Below are 20,455 nucleotides of genomic sequence, written 5' to 3' on the forward strand. Positions count from 1 at the left end.
GCCTCCCTCACACCGTCCCGGGAGCCGAAGCGCCCAGCGCGCGGCCCTCGGCATCGAACGCCATCAGATGGCGCGCATCGATATAGACCTCGATCTCGCGATCCGGCTCAATGTCATGAATGCCATGGGCCAGCATGACCCAGCGGGCACCGGCGAAATCGACGTGAATGAAGCTTTCCGAACCCGCGATCTCGGAAATCAGCGTGCGGGCGGTCACCCTCACAACGCCATCATGCTGGCGGCGCAGCGCGAGGTGGTGCGGCTGGAATGCGACGGTCACCGGGCCGTTCGCCACGCCGAGCAGATGCGGCGGCACCGGCAATGCGGCCTGTCCGCCAACCCGGAAGACGCCATCGGCCTTGACGGCTTCGATGGTGTTGAGCGGTGGGTCGGCAAAGGTCCTGGCGGTCAGGAGATCGACCGGACGGCGATAGACCTCAATCGTCGGGCCGAACTGGGTGACGCGGCCCTCGCTGAGCGTTGCCGTATTGCCGCCGAGCAAAAGGGCCTCGGAGGGTTCCGTCGTGGCATAGACGAAGATCGCGCCGGATTCTGCGAAGATCTTCGGAAGTTCCTCGCGCAATTCCTCGCGCAGCTTGTAGTCGAGGTTTGCCAGCGGTTCATCGAGCAGGACCAGATTGGCATTCTTCACGATTGCGCGCGCCAGCGCCGTTCGCTGCTGCTGGCCGCCGGAAAGATTGAGCGGCGTGCGGTCGAGATAGGGCGCAAGCTTTAGAAGATCTGCAGCCTTTCGCACTTCACGATCGATGGTCGTCTGATCCTTTCCGGCAATCCGCATCGGCGAGGCGATGTTTTCATAAACGGTCAGCGCCGGGTAGTTGATGAACTGCTGGTAGACCATGGCGACGTTGCGCTTCTGCACGGGCACGCCGGTCACGTCCTCGCCGTCGAAATGGATCGTGCCTTCGGTCGGCTTGTCGAGGCCGGCCATGAGACGCATCAGCGAGGTCTTGCCGGAGAGCGTCGGCCCGAGCAGGACGTTCAGCGTTCCCCGCCGTAACGTCAGGTCGGTGGGGCGAATATGGAATTCGCCTCCCGCCATCTTCGACACATTGCGCAATTCAAGCATTGTTTCCTCGGGCCTCCTCCAACCGTCGGTGATAGATGCAGATCAGCCTGCTGCGGGTGCGTCAGTGAACGACGGCGCCCGCCATGTACTCCTCAAGTCCCGCGGCCTCCCCGGCCGTCAGGAGCAATCCCTGTTTGGTGCGCCGCCACAGCACATCCTCTGCCGTGCGCGCCCATTCCTTCTCGATCAGCCAGCGCACTTCCGCTTCGTAAAGCGTGCCTCCGAAGAAGCGGCCAAGATCCTCCGGCCGCGACGCGTCGCCGATGATTGCGCCCGCAAGCGTGCCGTAACAGCGGACGAGTCGTTCGGCATGCGGTCGCGTCAGAAACGGCGCGGATTTCGCAAGCTTCGACACTTCCGCTTCGTAGCCGGTCGGAGCGAAATCGCCGCCCGGCAGGCGGCTTTTGTCTGTCCAGGACGAACCCTTAATGCCGATGGCTTCGCCGATCTTTTCCAGCGCATGCTCGGCAAGTCGCCGATAGGTGGTGAGCTTGCCGCCGAAGACGTTCAGGAGCGGCGGACCGGCCGCATCGCTGTCGAGCTTCAGCACATAGTCGCGGGTCGCTTCCTGCGCCTTGGAAGCGCCGTCATCATAAAGCGGACGAACGGCCGAATAGGTCCAGACGATATCTTCGGGGCGGACCGGCTCGGCGAAATACTCGCTTGCGGCGTTGCAAAGATATGCTGTTTCCTCGTCGCTGATCTTCACGCTCTTCGGATCGCCGGAATAGTCCCGGTCCGTGGTGCCGATCAGCGTGAATTCCTTCTCGTAGGGGATCGCGAAGATGATCCGGTTATCCGGATTCTGGAAGAAATAGGCGCGCGGATCGGAGAACTTCTTGCGCACCACGATATGGCTGCCCTGCACGAGGCGAACATTATGGACATTATTACGCCCGAAAGCCCCGGCCAGAACCTGATCCACCCAGGGACCGGCGGCATTGACCAGCATGCGCGACCGGAAGGTCGTCACGGCACCGGTCTGCTCGCTGCGCACCTCGATCACCCAGACATCACCGTCCCGGCGGGCGGAAACGACCTTGGAACGGCTGAGGATGGTGGCTCCGCGATCTGCGGCATCGCGGGCATTCAGCACGACCATGCGCGCATCATCCACCCAGCCATCAGAATATTCGAAGGCGCGGGAGAACAACGGCTTCAGCGGCTTGCCGGCGGCATCGCGCCGAAGATCCAGCGTCTTGGTCGGCGGTAGGAGCTTGCGTCCACCGAGATGATCGTAAAGGAAAAGCCCGAGCCGGATCAGCCATGCGGGGCGGATGCCGCCCTTCTGGAACGGCAGGACAAAGCGCATGGGCCAGATGATATGCGGGGCCATGGCCCACAGCACCTCACGCTCCATCAGCGCCTCGCGCACCAGACGAAATTCGTAATGTTCGAGATAACGAAGGCCGCCGTGAATGAGCTTGGTCGCGCCTGATGACGTGCCGGAGGCGAAGTCGTTCATTTCGGCAAGCGCCACGGAATAGCCGCGACCAACAGCGTCGCGGGCAATGCCGCAGCCATTGATGCCGCCACCGATCACGAACAGATCGAAAACCGTATCGCCTGACATTATCTTCCCCACCCGATTTCGCATTGCACAATTTTTTGCAATTGCGAAAGTGTGATTATCTAATTCGAAATCAAATCGAATGTCAAACGAAGATTTATCGACCCCTGACAAGGCCACGTTTCACGGCGCGGTCTCGATGAGATTGACGTCGTTTTCGGCGCAAATCGTCCGGATGGCATCCAGCGGACAGCGGTCGGTAATGAAAGTGTGCACCTGCGAGAGATGACCGATGCGTACAGGAGCCGTGCGCTCGAACTTGCTGGAATCGCTCACCAATATGACATGACGGGCATTAGCCATGATGGCCTGCGCCACCTTCACCTCACGAAAGTCGAAGTCGAGAAGTGCGCCGTCGCCATCAATGGCAGACACCCCGATGACGGCGAAATCCACCTTGAACTGGCGAATGAAATCGACAGCCGCCTCACCGACGATACCACCGTCGGCGCCACGGACAACGCCGCCGGCAATCACCACCTCGATCGAGGGGAAAACCCTCAAGCGATTGGCAACATTGATATTATTGGTGATGACCATAAGCTCCCGATGGTCGGTGAGCGCTTCGCCAACGGCCTCGGTCGTCGTTCCGATATTGATGAAGAGCGAGGAATTGTCGGGAATGAGGGCGGCCGCGGCCCTTCCGATCGCTTGTTTTTCCGAAGCTGCAATCGACCGCCGCGCCTCGTATTTGACGTTCTCGTTGCCACTCGGGAAGATCGCGCCACCATGAATGCGCGTCAGCGCCCGACCGTCGCAGAGGTCATTCAGATCCTTCCGGATCGTCTGGGGGGTGACCGAAAAACGGGTGGCGAGTTCGTCGACCAGAACGCGACCCTGCTCCTTGGCGAGCGCGACGATCTCCGCCTGACGCGGGGTAAGCAGCATGATGATCCTCCCTTTCATTTCTCTTTTTCGTTTTTCTTCATCCTACGGAAAAACGAAAGCCGGACAAGTGCGTCGTGGGAGGATTGCGAAATGCATATGATCCGGTGAAGAAAAAGGCCGGCGCTTTCGCACCGACCCTTCAAGTTTCGGTTCAATAGCTGGGTCGCTATCAGGCGACCTTCGGAGCACCGGCCCGCTTCGCGGCAACGCGGGCGCGGATCGTGTCCACGTCGGCGCGCGGTGTGGCGGCAAAGAGCGTCCGGGTATAATCGTGCTTCGGATCAGAGAAGACCTCGTCGCGGCTGCCATATTCGACGGCCTCACCGTAATACATCACCATCACCTCGTCGGCGATGTAACGCACGACCGAGAGATCGTGGCTGATGAAGACGTAGGTCAGGCCGAATTCGTCCTGAAGGTCAGCCAGCAGGTTGAGAACCTGCGCCTGCACCGAAAGGTCGAGAGCGGAAACGGGTTCGTCCAGCACTAGCAGCTTCGGTTTCAGCATCAGCGCGCGGGCAATGGCGATACGCTGGCGCTGGCCGCCGGAGAACATGTGCGGGTAGCGGTTATAGTGCTCCGGCCCGAGGCCGACCTTCACCAGCATTTCGGTTGCGCGCTCGCGGCGCTCTGCCGCCGACATGCTCGTGTTGATCGCCAGCGGTTCGCCCAGGACATCGCCGATCTTCTGGCGCGGATTGAGCGATCCATAGGGGTTCTGGAAGACGATCTGCACCTTCTGGCGCATCTCGGCGGTAAGATGACCCGGACGGGTGTCGACCGTCTTGCCTTCGATCAGGAGTTCGCCGGCTGTGGGTTCGTCGATGAAGGTCAGGATGCGGGCAAGGGTGGACTTGCCGCAGCCGCTTTCGCCGACAATGGCGAGCGTCTTGCCGGTCTCCAGCTTGAAGGACACGCCCTTGACCGCATGCACGACCTTCTCCGGTTTGAAGAGGCCGGTCGGCACGTGATAATCGCGCTTGATGTTGCGGATCTCGAGCATCGGCGTCTGTGTCGTGGTTTTGTCGCTCATGCGTTTTCTCCTGCGGTCGAACCTGCAAGGAAGTCGGAAACGGTCGTCAGTCGATCCCCGGTCGCGTTTTCCGGCAAGGCAGAAAGAAGGGCGCGCGTATAGGCGTTCTTCGGCGCTTCGAAGAGCGAGAGCACGTCGGCCTCCTCCATCTTACGGCCTTTGTACTGCACGATCACGCGGTCGGCGGTCTCGGCCACGACACCCATGTCATGGGTAATCATGATCAGGCCCATGCCGTTCTTCGCCTGCAGGTCCATCAGAAGATCGAGGATCTGCTTCTGGATGGTCACGTCGAGCGCGGTGGTGGGTTCGTCTGCGATCAGAAGCGTCGGATTGCAGGCGATCGCCATGGCGATCATGACGCGCTGGCACTGGCCGCCGGACATCTGGTGCGGGAAGTGGTTGAGCCGCTCGGCCGGATCGGGCAGGCCGACCAGCCGGAAGAGCTCGATGGCGCGCTCGCGACGGGCGGTCTTGCCGAGGCCCATATGAATGCGCAGAACTTCCTCGATCTGGAAACCCACGGTGAAGCAGGGATTGAGGCTCGCCACCGGTTCCTGGAAGATCATGGCGATATCCTTGCCGATTAGCTTGCGCCGTTCGGCAGGCGAGATACCCATGATGTCCCTGCCCTGAAAGACCATGCTGTCGGCGGTGATCTTCGCCGTCCAGGGCAAAAGACCCATGACGGCCAGCATCGAGACCGACTTTCCGGAGCCGGATTCGCCGACGATCGCCAGCACTTCGCCGGCTTCCACCGAAAGCGATACGCCATCGACCGCCTTGAACCAGCCGGAGGCCGTTTCGAATTCGACGGTCAGGTTCTGAATATCGAGAAGCGCCATGTCAGGACCTCTTCAGTTTCGGGTCGAGCGCATCACGCAGGCCGTCGCCCATCAGGTTGATGGCGAGCACGGTGATGAGGATGGCAAGACCGGGGAAGGTGACGACCCACCAGGCGCGCAGGATGAACTCGCGGGCTTCGGCAAGCATGGTCCCCCATTCCGGAGCCGGAGGCTGGGCACCCATGCCAAGAAAGCCGAGGGCGGCCGCATCGAGGATCGCATTGGAGAAGGACAGCGTCGCCTGAACGATCAGCGGCGCGGTGCAGTTCGGCAGGATGGTGCGGAACATCAGCCGGAAGGGACCAGCACCTGCGAGGCGGGCGGCGGTCACGTAGTCACGGCTCTTCTCCGCCATGACCGCAGCGCGGGTAAGGCGCACGAAATGCGGCTGCAGGGTGAGCGCGATGGCGATCATGCCGTTTGTCAGGCTCGGCCCGAGGATCGCAACGAGCACCAGCGCCAGAAGCAGCGACGGGAAGGCCAGGATGATGTCCATCAAACGCATGATGACGGTATCGATCCAGCCACGGTAATAACCGGCGATCAGACCGACGAGAATGCCGCCGGTCAGCGACAGCGTGGTGACAAAGACGCCGATGAACAGCGAATACTGGGCGCCGTAGATCAGACGCGAAAGGATGTCGCGACCGACGGGATCCGTACCCAGAAGATAGGTGCTGTTGCCGCCCTCGAGCCAGGACGGCGGCACAAGGATGGCGTCGCGATACTGTTCGAACGGGGAATGGGGCGCGACCAGCGGCGCGAGGACCGCGATCAGCACGAGCGCGAGGAACACGAAGAGACCGATTACCGCCCCGCGGTTTTCGGAGAAATAGAACCAGAATTCGGCCAGCATCTGGCGACGCATCGCCGCGCTGGAAACCGTCTGTCCCTGAGTTGTCTCAGCCATGGAGTTTTTTCACCTCTTAGAGCGCCGTGAGTCCATTTGGACGCACAAAGGACGCTCTAACATCTTGAATCTACGCATCGAGCTTTTCGAAAATCGATTCCGATTTTCGGGCCGATGCGCTAGTGGCGGATACGCGGGTTGATCAGGCCATAGAGCAGATCAACAACGAGATTGACGACCATGATGATGCCGGCGATCAGAAGAAGACCGCCCTGGATCACCGGATAGTCGCGACGGAAGACGCTATCGACCATCCATTTGCCGATGCCCGGCCAGGAGAAGATCGTCTCGGTCAGGATGGCGCCAGCGAGCATGACGCCGATCTGCAGGCCGATCGTGGTGATGACCGGGATCATGGCGTTACGCAGGGCATGCAGGCCAATCACCCGGAAGGGCGAAAGACCCTTGGCGCGGGCCGTGCGGATATAGTCTTCCGACAGCACTTCGAGCATGGCCGAACGCGTCTGGCGGGCGATGACCGCGAGCGGAATGGTGGCCAGCACGATCGACGGCAGGATGAGATGGCTGAGCGCCGAGGTGAAAGCACCCTTCTGTCCCGATAGCAGCGAGTCGATCAGCATGAAACCCGTTACCGGCGGGAAGAAATACATCAGCGAGATGCGGCCCGACACCGGCGTCCACTGCAGCATGCCGGAAAACAGGATGATCAGCAGCAGGCCCCACCAGAAGATCGGCATGGAATAGCCGACGAGGGCGACCCCCATCATCGACTGGTCGAACACCGAACCGCGCTTGATCGCCGCGATGACGCCGGCCGGAATGCCGAGCGCAATCGCGATGACGATGGCACAGAAGGACAGTTCGACCGTTGCCGGAAACAGCGACAGGAACTGATTGAGGATCGGAGACTTGGAAACGATCGAGGAGCCGAAATCGCCGGTCAGCACACCGCCCAGGTAATCGAAATACTGGACGACCAGCGGCCGGTCGAGGCCGAGCTGGGCGCTGATCTGGGCATGCCGCTCAGGCGACATAACGCGTTCGCCGGACAGCAAAGCGACCGGATCACCCGGCAGCAACCGGATGAAGGCGAAGGCTATGATCGAGACCCCGACGAATGTCGGGATGAGGACGGCAAGCCGTCGCAGGAGAAAGCCAAACATGATGGACCCGCTTATGTTTTTCTTGGAGGTCTGTAATCGCCGGCCATCCCGGGCCGGTCCTGCTCGGAAGCAACATCTGCCTTCCTGAGCCTCTGGGGCCTGACGGTAACAACCGCCGGGCTCTCATGCAATCACCGCGAAAGCGCATGGCTCCCGCGGTGATCCATTCAGTCTTGACGATTACTCGGCAATGTCGACGTTTTCGAAGGTGAAGTCGCCGAGCGGGCTCTGGACGAAGCCGGAAACTTCCTTGCGCATCGGAACGACGGACAGGGAGTGATCGAGCGTTGCCCACGGAGCTTCGCGCTTGAAGATGACCTGGGCCTCTTCATAGAGCTTGGTGCGTTCGGCCTTGTCGGAGGTTACCTTTGCCTTCTTCACGAGGGCGTCGAATTCCGGGTTGCACCACTGGGCGCGGTTGTTGCCGCCCACGGCTTCGCAGCCGAGCAGGGTGTCGAGGAAGTTGTCCGGGTCACCATTGTCACCGGTCCAGCCGAGCATGGCGGCGCCGTCGCGGTCCTTGGCCTTGGAGCGGTCGAGATATTCGGCCCACTCGTAGGAGACGATCTCGACCTTGACGCCGATCTTGGCGAAGTCGTCCTGCATGATTTCAGCCGCACGACGGGCGTTCAGCATGTAGGGACGCGATACCGGCATGGCCCAGATCTTCATCGACAGATCCTTGACGCCGGCTTCCTCGAGCATCTTCTTGGCAGCGTCGAGGTCGTAGGTGTCGTCTTCGATCTTGTCGTTGTAGGACCACATGGTCGGCGGGATCGGGTTCTTGGCCGGAGCAGCCATGCCCTGGAACACGGCGTCGACGATCGCCTTCTTGTTGATCGCCTTGTTCAGCGCCTTGCGGACTTCAGGCTTGTCGAAGGGTGCCTGAGTGGTGTTGTAGGCGAGGTAGGCGACGTTCAGGCCTTCCTGTTCCATGACCTTCAGGCTCGGATCCGCCTTCATGGCTTCGACGTCGGCAGCGTTCGGGAACGGCATCAGGTGGCATTCGCCAGCCTTCAGCTTCTGATAGCGAACGGCACCATCGGTGGTGATTGCGAAGACGAGGTCGTCGATCTTCGGAGCGCCGCCCCAATAGTCGGCGTTCTTCTTGTAGCGGATGACGGCATCCTGCTGGTAACCGACGAAGGTGAACGGACCGGTGCCGACCGGCATCTGGTTCAACTGTTCCTTCTTGCCTTCGGCATCGAGCTTGTCGGCATATTCCTTCGACAGGATAGAAGCGAACGGCATGGCGATGTTGGCGAGGAACGGAGCTTCAGCGCGGTTGAGGACGAACTTGACCGTCAGGTCATCGACCTTCTCGACCGACTTGATGAGTTCCGGGAAGCCCATGCCGGCGGCATATTCCCAGGACGTGCCCGGAACATACTGGTGCCAGGGATGGTCGGCCTTGATCTGGCGCTCGATCGAAAAGACGACGTCGTCGGCGTTCAGTTCGCGCGTCGGAGTGAAGAAATCGGTCGTCTGGAACTTCACGCCGGAACGCAGCTTGAAGACGTATTCCTTGCCGTCTTCAGAGACGGTCCAGCTTTCAGCGAGGCCGGCAACCGGGTTGGTCGTGCCGGGTTCGAACTCGAGCAGGCGGCTGTAGACCGGGTGAGCCGAGGCGTCGAAGGTGGTGCCGGCGGTGTAAAGACCCGGATCGAAGCCTTCCGGCGAACCTTCGGAGCAGTAGACGAAGGTCTTGGCGCTGGCCGCCGTGGAAAGGAACGTGGCCGCGAGCAGAGCCGCAGCAAAGCCAAACTTCAATTTCATTGGTAGTCTCCCATTGGTGAAATCCGGTTGTTCCGGTTTCGCCTGTTTCTTTCTGGCGTAGCGCACCCCAATTTTCGCGCGACGCCGTTCTTTACGTGGCAAACCCCACGTGGGCGGGCGCCCTGCATAGCCGGTAGTGGTCGCGATTTGACAAGTCTCCTCACCGACCGGTCTCGCCCTGCAGGCGCTCTGTCTTTTTTCTTATCGGTAAAAGAATCGATGTAAAGAGAGATTCTGCCGCAGTTTTGAACCAACTTGGTCAAATTTCTGCCATCGCGCAGTTTTGTTAAACGTTTCGTAGCGTCGAAATTCCATTAATTTCGTGGGAAATCCCTGGGCTTCCGAGTGGCTGGAAGCCTCGCATGACACCTGTTTCCCTCACCTGGGCGGCTCTATCCGCGACGCACGTCGAGAAATCGCTTTTCCTTCGCGGAATACAACCAGTACGCAAGCTGGCCTAGGAGACAATTATCGGGTAGTCGATTCAGCAGGAAAGCCTAATGGAAATGATGGTGGAACTTCCCATATAAAGACTAATGGAAACCGCGCCGGGAGAATTACCGTGAAGCTTTGGGTGCTTGCTCTTTCTGCCGCTCTGGCGGTTCCCTTTCCCGCGCATTCCGACGTGACGGATCCTCGCAATCCACGTGTCAGCAACAAGAACTACGTCGATTGCCAGCGTATGCCGGACCGATGCGCCGGTAACGATTCACAGCGGGCGCGGCGAGACTATTATCGCAAGAACACCCGCCAGGGTAACAGCCCGTGTACCTTCCGCGGCGAACAGCGCACGTGGTCCGAAGACTGCCAGTAGGCTGAATGCGATTGCGTGGCACGGATCACGCCCGCCGTCGGGATAGCCTATTCCCGACAGTAAATCCGCGAGATTGCTTAAATTGGAGCGATCTTCGGAACCGGACCTGAACGGACCGCATTGTATGTCTGACGCAATTGTCCTTGCCGGAATATCCAATGCCTGCGCTGCTAGAACTTCTTTCCAGACTTGCCGCGGCTATCCTGCTCGTGATCGGCGGGATCAACCTGGCGTCCGCGTGGGCGGACGGCGACACGACGATCCGTCATCTCGATATGTCGTCCGAGGTGGTATGGACGCAGACGCCCGTCGTCGTCGATCGATCAAGCCAGACCTATGAGCGTGTCGCACCGGTCACCGACCCGTATCCGATGAAACTGCGCACCGCGGGACGGCTGCGGGTGATCGACAATACGACATTCCGGTATGGCGGAGCGGACTTCCGGCTGGCAGGCGTTGCACCGATTGAGCGCGGCAAGGTTTGCATGACCAGTGCGGGGCAGCGACAGGCTTGCGGGCTCAAGGCATTCAAGGCGCTCGATAACGTTCTACGGAACCAGCGCGTAGAATGCCGCATCGTCGGAGGGGCCGCAAGCGAACATGAGGTTGAGTGCGTCGTAGACGGCGGCGATCTCAGGGACATGCTTCACGCCGAACTTGCGGGATAGTTGGCTTGGGCGGGAAGACAATCGGCCCGAAGTCGGCAAAGCTGTCGCCAAGCATCCGCTGGACCACAGCCTTTGGCTAATTAGGACCGGGTTTTGTGTGCGGAGAACACCAAAAAGCAGGGAGATAGGTACTGAAGACGAGCCTGTGGTCGACTGATTTTCTCCAGAGCATTTCCGGCGACAACAAGCCTGCCTTTAATGCTCTATTCCCTTCGCTTTTACAAAATTCCTGAGTGGGCCACTTCACGTTTCCGCTGGAATTGCCCTAGCGCATCGGCCCGAAAATCGGAATCGATTTTCGGAAAGCTCGATGCGTAGATTCAAGATGTTAGAGCGTCCTTTGTGCGTCCAAATGGACGCACAAAGGACGCTCTAGGACGCCTTGCACCAGTCGAGGGGCGAACCATCTTCCGGAACTTCCGACAGATAGTTCCGGATTTCACCTTTTGCGGGCGGCAGGCCTCGCACCGCCCAGGAATAACGCTGTCCGCAAGCCACGTTCACGTCCGACTTCCAGATCGGAGCCAATGCGGCCATCCCGACCGGGGAAAGGCGATTGAACATCAAGAGTCTGGTGCGCAACACGTCCGCCTCCGCCGGCGCGTAGAACTGGGAAAGCTGGACGAGATGCTCCAGTGACGTCGGGACCTCTGCAACGGCCTGGCGTACCATGGCCAATCGCAGCCAGAGATTTCCGTTCGTGGGGAGACACGATACCGCGTGCACCAGAGAGGCATCTGTGCGATCCGCAGTCTCCACCCATTGCGGGAACGCGTTGATCTGATCGGTGCGGTCGAGGCGCGACAGCGCCAAGGTCGCACCAGCCTTCACGACGTCGGACAGACACACACCCTGAGCGGTCAGCGATTCAAGGCGGGCGCCAGTGCGCAAGATCGTCTCCGATCCAACGGTCCCACCCTTCTCGATACGGCCGGCCAAGCGCCCGATATCGACGAAGCGAAGCCTCTGCCGCAAGTCCTGAAAGCATAGAAACATGACGGCCAACGCGAGGCAAACCAGAACAAGACCGGTGAAATTGTCACCCGAGATACGGCTATGCGTTCTCATTGTAGTATTTCGAATAGGTCCGGTAATAATATTCCGAGGAGCCGTATTTCTGGTAGAGCTTCTGCTTGCCCTGATCGACCTTGTTCAGGATGACGCCGACGCATTTGTTGAACAGGTAGTTATCCGCCTCGACAGACTGGCGAACGAGACGCCTGCTGACCTTGCCCCATTCCACAACGAAAAGGAAAGCATCCACCGTGCCGGCAAAGGCCCTGGCATCGACGACGGGAGCAAGCGGCGGCAAGTCGACGATAATGTAGTCGTTGACTTCGGAAAGCCGCGAGATAATGGACTTCATGCCGGGCGAACTCAACAGTTCCGAGGAATGCGGAACGCGCTGCTTGATGACGGCTGGCAAGAACCTCAGCCCCGTCCTCGGATTGACGAGGCAAAGACGGCCGAGATCCTGATTGCCGAGGATCGCCTCAAGCACACCGGCCTGCGCATGCTGCGCCAATGCGCGCGTGGCGCCCGGATTGCGAAGGTCGGCGTCGATCAGCGTGGTCCTTGCGCCCTGGGCTGCCAGAAGCTCTGCAAAGTTGACGGCAATCGTCGATTTGCCCTCGCCCGGAAGGGTCGAAATGATACCGATCACCTTCGTCTTCTTCGTCGAGCAGGCAAGATCGACAGCAATCTTGCTGTTGCGCAATGTCTCGGCGAAGGAGGACAGGGGGTGATCCACGACATAATCGTAAATCGGACCGAACTTGGCCACGGTACGGGGATCGGAGACCGGCTCAGCCTTGTAGGCGGCGTTTTCCGCCATCAACGGAGCCGTACCGAGGAATTCCAGACCCAGCGTCGAGCGGATCTGGTCCCCGACACGGAAGAAACGATCGCGGAATTCGCGGAAGGCACCAATTCCGGCACCGGCAAACATTCCAAGCGCCAGGAAACCTGCCAGAACGACGATCTTTTTCGGATGGCTCGGCCGCGTCGCCTCTGCCGCACGGGAGATGATGCGCGCATCGGTCAGCGGGAAGGACTGCTGCTGTACAGCTTCCTGATAGCGCTGCAGGAACGTCTGGTAGAGGTTACGATAGGTCTCGGCTTCGCGTTCGAGTTCACGAAGCTGAACCATCGTTTCGTTGGCATTGGCGCTTACGCCCGTGGCATCCGCAACGCTCGCAGCCAAAGTCTTCTCGCGGGCCTCCGCAACGTCGACCTCGCTCCGATAACCCTGCGCGATACGATTGAGCTCGTCGAACATCAGACGCTTGTATTCATCCATTTCCGCCCGAAGCCTGACAGCCTGAACGTGGCGCGGCCCAAGCTTGGCCGAAATCTGCGCTTCGAGCTTCGAAGCGTTGAGGTACTTAGTTCGCAGTTCGTTGGAAATGCTGCTGTCGAGAACATCGCTGACGATCGCATCGGACTGGCCGGAGGCGATGATCTGCTCGATCCGCTGCAGTTTTGCCTTCGACTTGGCAACATCCGACTGCGCAACGATCAGAGCACTGTTCAATTCAGAGAGCTGCTGGTCGGACACCAGCTGATCGCCGGCCGTCACGAGACCATGGGCACTCTTGAATTTCTGAACCGCAAGGTCGGTGTCGAGCGCCTGCTGGCGAAGTTCCGCGATGCGCTCGAGAAGCCAGTTGCTGGCCCGGCGTGTTGCTTCGTATTTCGAGTTCAGACTGTCTTCGAGATAGGCGTCACCGAGCGCATTCGCCACCTTTTGGGAAAGGGTGGGAAAAGGCGAAACATATTCGACCGTCAACACATAGGATCTACCGACGCGCGTCACGTCAATATTGCCCTGTACGCCGGCAGCGGCATCGCGCTTGCGCTCTTCGATATCGGCGTTGGCATCAACGTCGTCCGAAGAGAACCACTGCGATACGCTGAAGATCTTGACGACAGAACGGTAGGCCGACTTGTAAAGCGAGCCGAACGATGCCTGAAACTGCGGGTCGTCAATCAGCTGCAGCTTGTCGACGACAGAAAGCGCGATGGTCTGCGACTTCAGAAGTTCGACCTGGCTCAGGACAGAGCCTTCGTCGTCCAGAACGCCTCCACCCAAGGTGAGCTGATCGGCAAATTGCTTGTTATTCCGGTCGATCAGCACGCTGATCTGGGAAGTATAGAGCGGAACCGCCGAAAGGAGATAGATGAAGCCGAGCAAAAGACCGGCTGCCATGCAGGCCGCGACGACAATCCATTGCCGCCGCGCGATAGCCAGCACAGCTTCGACATCTATCACTTCGGAATCGGGCTCGCGCTGAGATCCGTTGACGACTGACTCACCGTAAAGTTCACGGTTCAATAGCTGCACGATCTCGCCTCGCCCGTTTGTTGGACCGAAAAACTCAGAGGGCGCTCGGGCTCACGACGATAATCGTCGTGCTTGAACCACCTCCGGAGCTTGCAAAATAACCGCTGGACGCGCCCGAGAAGGTTGTTCCGCTCTGGGCCTGGGTCGTCGGCGTAGCGCCTCCACCCGTGCCACCGCCGGCAGTTCCCGAAGCGCTTCCGGTCCCGCCGAGCGCACCTGCGCCGCCTGCGCCACCGCCGGCAGCACCACCGCCAAGCGCAGCAGTTTCGACTTCACCGGTCGCGCTGGCAAACGCGGCCTGGAAGACCGTATTCGTAACCTTCGCCGACTCTTCCTGAATGCGAGCAGCAAGGGCAAGATCCGTCGGATCCGTGCTGGCGCTCAAAACGCGAACTGCACGTGCGAGACCCGAGGCAATGCTGCCGATCTGCTCGTTATTCGCGGAAGATACCAGAGCGAGCAACGGCGCCAGGGTTTCCTCGCTGGAAATCGCGAGACCACGAACCTGCAGCGAAAGCGTCGCAGGAGTAATCGTTGCGCCGAGCAGGGTATCCGGCGCACTGAGGAAGGCCTGAACCTCAGCCGCACCGAGGCGGGAAGGACCACCTACACGCGGCGCCGCCGTCTGCGGCGCTTCCTGTGCGAAAGCCACGGTTGCAGTGACGGGAGCTGCGCAGGCGCCCACAAGTGCCAAAAGTAGAAACTTGCCAGTCTTCATGTCCATCACTCTTTTGCTCCTTTTATCCGCTCGATCTGCCCATACATGTCTTCGACATTATCGAGCAACAGCAAAACTTGTTCTCAGTTAATCTGCAATTTTGTCATCTTAGAGATCCTTGATGGAATCTCTTGTCGAAACCACGTCTGAACTTACGCCGGAAGCCGTCGAAGAAATCGAGTTGATCAGGTTGAGGAACTTGATGATTTCAACCGAGTCGGAGTTCGAGATGTAAACGACGTCCTTGTCCTGCATCGGGAACTTCTGGACCGCGAAAAGCGCGGCCGGATCACGAAGGTCCGCCCTGAAGACGACGGGAATCTCGTCGCCCTTGAACTTCGAGACGTCGACGCCGAGATTGACCAAAAGCTTGCGCGGCGCCTGACGATAAAGCAGGACCTGCGCCGGATTCGCACGCGAATCGAGAAGACCGCCGGCCTTGCCGAGACCTTCGCCGAGGGTCAGGTTTTCTTCCTCGAAATCGAACCTGCCGTTCGTGCCCGTCGCACCGAAGGCCAGGAAGGTCCGGCGTTCGCGTTCGGCGATAATGGTATCGCCGGGAGCCACGTAGATGTTCTCGGACGGGTTGGCGAGCAGCTTGTCGAAGCGAACGCGCGCCGTGCGACCGCGCCGCTGGACGGTGACAAAGGTTTCGGCGTTCGGGGTGCTCAAGCCGCCGGCTTCGGAAACCGCGTCGAGAACACGCTCGCCGGCATCGGTCAACTGAACCTTCGTGGGCTCGTTGACGTCACCGAGAACAGCCACCTGCGCCGACTTGCTGCTGACCTTGGTGATGACGACCTGCGGTTCGATCGCCTTGCTGGACAGCAGGTCCTCGACTTCCGCCTGAACTTCCTCGACCTGGCGACCCGCTGCGCGAATGCGACCGGCATAAGGCACGCTGATCGTGCCGTCGCGACCGATGGTCTGCTCCGGCAGGGTTACATAGTTGCCCGGACGGCTGCCGGCATCGGCGGGAATGAAGAGACCGCCTGCCTGGGATTCGAAAATCGCCACCTGAATGATGTCGCCCGCGCCAAGCGGCAGGCTCGGTGCACCGCTTCGGCTGCTGCCGAGACTGCCAAGACCGGCCTCGGTCGTCGTCTCCGAAGCGTAAGCCAGCAGGGAACTGTTAATATCAACCAACGCATAGTCGATACCGACGGAGCGCTTGGACGAGGCATTGGTCACCTTGACCGTCGCCCTTTCCTCCACTGCCCGTCCGGTGGGACCGGAGCTTGAAGTGGCCGTGCATCCTGAAAGGGCAACAACTGACGTAGACAAGAGCAGGCCGGCGGCGAAAAGCTTCAAGTTAATCCCCTCACTCGATAAACATGCATTCCATGTATCTGCCGCAAGAGCAGACCAAAACGGCTACCAATCCAAGAATGGCGTTGATGTCCGCAGTACCCCATTTTGAGTAGGGACCTTATACGCACTGCAGCAATGAGTCCACGTCGCAACCGTAAAAAAGCGTAAAATGCCAGCAATTGGCTTAAGCCGGATTAAATTCAGCTTCTGTAATGTGTCCCCAATGAAAGCCACTGAACAAGTGTAGAAGAGACGGGGATGAACATGATTTATAACAAAGCGCTGTCCGTCGCACTAGGCGCGGTGATTACTCTCGGATTTGCACCTTCCTCCCACGCGGTTCCACTCGGAGGACTGACGAAAGACTTGGGCCGGAGCGCGACAATACAGCTTATAGCTGTCAGCAAGCAGACTCTGGCGCCTTATGCCCATGTACGCTTTTGCGTGCAGAATCCTGACGATTGCGAAGTCAGGAATTCCCAGGAAGGTGGCATCGTGGAGCTTACGCCGGCCAAGAAACTGGAATTGCAGCGTATCAACCGCCTGGTCAATCGCTCCATGCGTCCGGAAAATGACGACCCGGGCAATGATGTATGGAAGGTCGGCGGAACAACGGGCGACTGCGAGGACTATGCGCTTACCAAGCGTCGCCGCCTCGTCGAGGCCGGCTGGCCCAGTCAGGCGCTGCGACTCGTGGTTGCGCGCACTTCGGAGGGCGAAGGACACGCCGTTCTCGCGGTTGCCACATCGGATGGCGACCTGATCCTCGACAACCGGACGGTCGCAATCAAGGAATGGCGCCGCACGGACCTGCGCATGCTGAAGATCCAGTCGGGCGAAAATCCGCGGCAGTGGTTCGATGTCGGACGTCGGTAACCCGGTTTTTCCGGCTCCGGCCAATTTTGGGCGGACCTGACAGACAGGCCGTCCAAGGCGCGAAAAACACGAATCTCGGCGTCGGAAGCGCTCCGCTCCGGCGTCACAGCCAGGCTATTCATCTCAGGTTTCGCGCGGTATCCTCAAGACCGGACACGCTCGTTCCACCGCTTGACACGATACCGCCTCTTTCCAACACTACCCCCCGACAGAAGCTCGCCGACAGGCGTGGCAATCCGGACCGGCCGGACCGGCTCAATCGCCGTCATCAGGAAGGGTAGATCGAGTGGCAGTACCTCCGAAACCTCGAAGGCTCCTGCGTGGGCTCGCGGCATGTGTGATCGGTCTTTCGTTTCTGACGACGATCGATATGACAGAGGCGGCGGCCAGCCTGCGTTACCCTCTCTCCTTGCCTGAAAATTCCGCGGCCACGGCCCATTACGAGAAGCCATTCGCCTGCGAAAAGCCGGTTCCGCCGATGGTGGACATGTCGAATATCGGCACCTTCTACAAACCGGGATCGACGCAATCGGTCGTCGACAAGCAAGCGATGGCCGCCTATGTCAAGCGGAACCGGCTGGTCGACAAGACGCGGGCTTCGCTCAGGCAGATGGTCCGGCGTGCAGTAACATCGCCCAACGATCGCGCACGCATCGGGCCGTGCATCATGCGCCAGCTCGTCATATGGGCAAAGGCGGACGCTCTCCTCGGCAACCTCGACGACAATGATCCGAAGGGCCGCAGGCAGGCGATCCTGATTACCGCCTTCGGCATGAAAAGCTTCACGGACGCCTACTCCGTGGCACTTCAGCTCGGCGCACCGACAAAGGATCAACGCGTGATCGTCGAAGGCTGGCTTGGCAGGCTCGGCGACGCCATCGTCGCCGAATTCACGCCCCCTTCCGCGCCACGGCCGAAAAGAGACCAATGGCTCGATCGCAACGCCAATACCCGTTACTGGGGAGCGTCCGCAGTCGGGCTGGTCGCCACGCTCACGCAAGACAGCCACCAGCTCGATTGGGCGATGAACGTGCTTCACACCGGTCTTTCCGAGAGTGCCGCCGATGGCGGTTTTCCTGCGGAGCTTTCCCGGGGAGGCAGAGCGCTCCACTACCAGATTTTTGCAATGAAGGCGCTGACACTACTTGTCGCCATCGCCGACGAGAACGGACGTGCGCTTTCCAGCGAAGACGAGCAACGTCTTGCTGCAGCGGCGCGCTTCTCGGCGGATGCCTACGAGAAGCCCGAGATCATCGCGAAAAGAACTGGCCAGGAACAGCTCAAGAAGCCGGAAATGGTGGATTGGATGCTGCTCCTCAGCCAGCATTTCGTCACCGGCAACCCCGATCTCATGACGAGGCTGCGCACGGTCGCGTCGAATTTCGATCCGAGCGAAAGCGATTATCTCATCGGGTTCGTCAAGCCCGAATGAACCGCCCCCGCATCCCTGAAGGGCGCCTTCGTTACATCCCGCCACGCCTTTGGAGATCGCTTCACCGGCCATGCCGAAGGCGATTTCCTTACAATTGACAACATATCGTAAACCATACACACTGGCTCTGCTTCTGGAGGAAAGCCCAGAGCGCGTCGCGCCCTGGAGTAGACGAGCCCTTTTTCTCAAAACGGGAACGTATATGGAAAAGACAGAAGTTAAATCCAGGCTTATCGCCTCGGCGTCTTATGACGACCGCTCGCATCTGCTTTATGTGCATCTCCACACCGGCGAAACAAAGTCGCTGGTAGCGCCCCGCTCAATGTACGAAAACCTGGTGAGCGCGGAATCGCCCGGCTGGTATTACACCCGTCACATCAGTCCCCTCGCAAAGGGCTAGGCGTTCTCCGATTTGCGATGTCCGTGGCTGGACCGTATGCGGTAGCGCCCCGATCCCCGCTGGTCTGACGGAGAAACAGCGCCCGTGGCCCTGCCGAGGCAAATGCTGACGACCGGCCCCATCAGCAGGGCGAATACAAGCGAGAACCCGGGGATCTGCAGCGAAAAATCGACGGCCGAATGCAGCGCGACCAGAAGCAGCGCCGCAAGACCAAGGCAGGCGGCAAACCTGTATTCCCGACGCTCGCGGATGCCCCGAACGAGGATATGGACAAGACTTCCCATCACGATGACCGCAACTAGCGGAAACATGATGCCAAGGGTGAGCGTTCCTTCGAGATAGACGTTGTGCGCCTTATCCCAGGTCGCGAAGACACCGCATGCGGGATCGCGATAGGCCGGGAAGACTTCCTGGAATGACGCAAGGCCCGACCCCCAGGGAAAATGATCCTTCACGCTCGCGACAATTCCCGGAAGGGTGCAAAAACGCGGATCCTCGGCGCCGCGCACCTCGGCACGAAGCAACACGTTCCCGCCAAGGACCGCAAGGATGACCAGAAAGATCAGGGGCAGACCGACGAGAAGCCCCAGACGCCTGGCAATTCCAACCTTCGGCCGGCTGGCAAAACTTGCACGCTGCGTTCGACTGTAACGGGTCGAACCGAGGAGAATGCCCAGCAGGGACAGACTGACGAACGTCAAACCGACACCGGCTCGCGACTTCGTCATCAGCAGGGCGAGCAGGCTCGCCGCCAGCAAGCCAGCGTAAAACAGGCCCTGTCTCCGTTCTACGCTCCATCCTTTCGCTTGGGGCCGGGGCTGCGCGAGAGTGGAAAGAAACCGGCGGAAATCCACGTCCTTGGTGGAGCGCCACAACAATGTGAGCAGAAGCAGCGAAACAATTCCGAAGAAGGTCGCCGCAGTGTTCCGGTTGACGAAAAAGCCCGTGAGGCTGTCGAGATAGGCCGTTTTCTCGACGAAAAGCAGCATTCTGGGCGCAAAGACGAACTGCAGGATCGAGAGAATGGCGATGACACCGCCGGCGACACCGTAGAGCCGCAGTGCCCGTTCTGCTTCCCCGTCCCTCCGGAACAGCAGAAGCGAAAGCATGAACACACCGAAGGGCAGCGCAATCTTGAGGTATGCTCCGAGGTCATCGCCGGGCGTTACGGAAATGCTGGCGTGCACATCGGGGTTCAGCTTGCGGACTTCGAGCCATGCCGGATGAACCGGCCATCCCTCCGGCAAGGGAGCAGTCTGGAAGACGATCCAGGCGAGGAGGATGAGCAACACGACAAGGCTTAGCACAACCGGCGTGCGAACATTGCCCGCAATGCCGGCCGAGATCACCGCAAGCACCAGCAACAGGTACACAAATGCGGTTTCAATGGCCACTGTAATGGGATCGTTTGCGCCGTAGTTCAGGAGAGAAACGACAATGCTGAACCAGAAGGCCAACCTCAGGATATCGGTCAAACGCGCGCCTGACCCGACCTTTTCACCGGGACCTGCGGCAAGACGTCTTTGGCTGGTTTGCATTGAAAATATGCCTCAAGAATAGTCGCTGCACTCCTCTATTATCTCTTCCACTTTGTCAAACTTCAGCGCTGCGTATAGTTCGGCGAATCTGCCTCTCGCACCTGGCTTTGTGCAGCGCA

18 protein-coding genes are annotated in these 20,455 nt (G+C 59.7%); 5 read left to right on the forward strand and 13 right to left on the reverse strand.

What is annotated here, in order from left to right; translation table 11 throughout:
• Nucleotides 1–7: 7 nt before the first annotated feature.
• The 8 genes from NBH21_RS24990 to NBH21_RS25025 all read right to left on the reverse strand — a co-directional run bounded on the left by NBH21_RS24990 (nucleotide 8) and on the right by NBH21_RS25025 (nucleotide 9,236).
• Nucleotides 8–1,090 (reverse strand): ABC transporter ATP-binding protein, encoded by a 1,083-nt coding sequence (locus NBH21_RS24990; RefSeq protein WP_250912999.1) that lies wholly within the window; start codon nucleotides 1,088–1,090, stop codon nucleotides 8–10.
• A gap of 61 nt (nucleotides 1,091–1,151) precedes the next feature.
• The gene (locus NBH21_RS24995; RefSeq protein ID WP_250912998.1) at nucleotides 1,152–2,663 is read right to left on the reverse strand and encodes a glycerol-3-phosphate dehydrogenase; all 1,512 of its coding nucleotides are present in this window, start codon (nucleotides 2,661–2,663) and stop codon (nucleotides 1,152–1,154) included.
• Nucleotides 2,664–2,783: 120 nt separating this feature from the next.
• Complete coding sequence (locus tag NBH21_RS25000; RefSeq protein ID WP_250912997.1) at nucleotides 2,784–3,548, reverse strand: DeoR/GlpR family DNA-binding transcription regulator; 765 nt, start codon at nucleotides 3,546–3,548, stop codon at nucleotides 2,784–2,786.
• A gap of 169 nt (nucleotides 3,549–3,717) precedes the next feature.
• Nucleotides 3,718–4,581, reverse strand: coding sequence for a dipeptide ABC transporter ATP-binding protein (locus NBH21_RS25005; protein WP_250912996.1), 864 nt, complete (start codon nucleotides 4,579–4,581; stop codon nucleotides 3,718–3,720).
• A complete protein-coding gene (locus NBH21_RS25010; RefSeq protein WP_250912995.1) occupies nucleotides 4,578–5,426 on the reverse strand; it encodes an ABC transporter ATP-binding protein in 849 nt (282 codons plus the stop codon). The genes NBH21_RS25005 and NBH21_RS25010 overlap by 4 nt, the downstream gene beginning before the upstream one ends.
• A gap of 1 nt (nucleotide 5,427) precedes the next feature.
• Nucleotides 5,428–6,336, reverse strand: a complete 909-nt coding sequence (locus NBH21_RS25015) for an ABC transporter permease subunit (protein WP_250912994.1) — start codon at nucleotides 6,334–6,336, stop codon at nucleotides 5,428–5,430.
• A gap of 119 nt (nucleotides 6,337–6,455) precedes the next feature.
• Entirely contained in the window at nucleotides 6,456–7,460 is a 1,005-nt protein-coding gene (locus NBH21_RS25020) for an ABC transporter permease subunit (RefSeq protein WP_250912993.1), read from the reverse strand.
• Between the two features lie 180 nt (nucleotides 7,461–7,640).
• Nucleotides 7,641–9,236 carry an ABC transporter substrate-binding protein gene (locus NBH21_RS25025; protein ID WP_250912992.1) on the reverse strand — a complete coding sequence of 532 codons (1,596 nt, stop codon included), beginning with the start codon at nucleotides 9,234–9,236 and terminating at the stop codon, nucleotides 7,641–7,643.
• 562 nt (nucleotides 9,237–9,798) lie between these two features.
• Between NBH21_RS25025 and NBH21_RS25030 the strand changes: the two genes are divergently transcribed.
• Nucleotides 9,799–10,050, forward strand: a complete 252-nt coding sequence (locus NBH21_RS25030) for a hypothetical protein (protein ID WP_250912991.1) — start codon at nucleotides 9,799–9,801, stop codon at nucleotides 10,048–10,050.
• A 158-nt stretch (nucleotides 10,051–10,208) separates the two neighbouring features.
• The gene (locus tag NBH21_RS25035; protein ID WP_250912990.1) at nucleotides 10,209–10,718 is read left to right on the forward strand and encodes a thermonuclease family protein; all 510 of its coding nucleotides are present in this window, start codon (nucleotides 10,209–10,211) and stop codon (nucleotides 10,716–10,718) included.
• A 372-nt stretch (nucleotides 10,719–11,090) separates the two neighbouring features.
• Here NBH21_RS25035 and NBH21_RS25040 read toward each other — a convergent pair whose 3' ends face one another.
• The 4 genes from NBH21_RS25040 to NBH21_RS25055 form a co-directional block, all read right to left on the reverse strand.
• Nucleotides 11,091–11,786 carry a hypothetical protein gene (locus NBH21_RS25040; RefSeq protein WP_250912989.1) on the reverse strand — a complete coding sequence of 232 codons (696 nt, stop codon included), beginning with the start codon at nucleotides 11,784–11,786 and terminating at the stop codon, nucleotides 11,091–11,093.
• Nucleotides 11,773–14,052 carry a polysaccharide biosynthesis tyrosine autokinase gene (locus NBH21_RS25045; RefSeq protein WP_250913012.1) on the reverse strand — a complete coding sequence of 760 codons (2,280 nt, stop codon included), beginning with the start codon at nucleotides 14,050–14,052 and terminating at the stop codon, nucleotides 11,773–11,775. The genes NBH21_RS25040 and NBH21_RS25045 overlap by 14 nt, the downstream gene beginning before the upstream one ends.
• Nucleotides 14,053–14,095: 43 nt before the next feature.
• A complete protein-coding gene (locus NBH21_RS25050) occupies nucleotides 14,096–14,785 on the reverse strand; it encodes a hypothetical protein (RefSeq protein ID WP_250912988.1) in 690 nt (229 codons plus the stop codon).
• Between the two features lie 102 nt (nucleotides 14,786–14,887).
• A complete protein-coding gene (locus NBH21_RS25055) occupies nucleotides 14,888–16,090 on the reverse strand; it encodes a polysaccharide biosynthesis/export family protein (RefSeq protein ID WP_250912987.1) in 1,203 nt (400 codons plus the stop codon).
• Between the two features lie 264 nt (nucleotides 16,091–16,354).
• Here NBH21_RS25055 and NBH21_RS25060 point away from each other — a divergent pair, with 264 nt between their 5' ends.
• The 3 genes from NBH21_RS25060 to NBH21_RS25070 all read left to right on the forward strand — a co-directional run bounded on the left by NBH21_RS25060 (nucleotide 16,355) and on the right by NBH21_RS25070 (nucleotide 18,798).
• Nucleotides 16,355–16,966 (forward strand): transglutaminase-like cysteine peptidase, encoded by a 612-nt coding sequence (locus NBH21_RS25060; protein WP_250912986.1) that lies wholly within the window; start codon nucleotides 16,355–16,357, stop codon nucleotides 16,964–16,966.
• A gap of 286 nt (nucleotides 16,967–17,252) precedes the next feature.
• Nucleotides 17,253–18,398: an alginate lyase family protein gene (locus NBH21_RS25065; RefSeq protein ID WP_252759594.1), complete on the forward strand. Its 1,146-nt coding sequence runs from the start codon at nucleotides 17,253–17,255 to the stop codon at nucleotides 18,396–18,398.
• A gap of 202 nt (nucleotides 18,399–18,600) precedes the next feature.
• The gene (locus NBH21_RS25070; protein ID WP_250945025.1) at nucleotides 18,601–18,798 is read left to right on the forward strand and encodes a KTSC domain-containing protein; all 198 of its coding nucleotides are present in this window, start codon (nucleotides 18,601–18,603) and stop codon (nucleotides 18,796–18,798) included.
• Here NBH21_RS25070 and NBH21_RS25075 read toward each other — a convergent pair.
• A complete protein-coding gene (locus NBH21_RS25075) occupies nucleotides 18,795–20,336 on the reverse strand; it encodes a hypothetical protein (RefSeq protein WP_250912984.1) in 1,542 nt (513 codons plus the stop codon). The genes NBH21_RS25070 and NBH21_RS25075 overlap by 4 nt on opposite strands.
• Between the last annotated feature and the right edge of the window lie 119 nt (nucleotides 20,337–20,455).

It is taken from the genome of Ciceribacter sichuanensis, assembly GCF_024055605.1.
GTDB classification, from domain to species: domain Bacteria; phylum Pseudomonadota; class Alphaproteobacteria; order Rhizobiales; family Rhizobiaceae; genus Allorhizobium; species Allorhizobium sichuanense.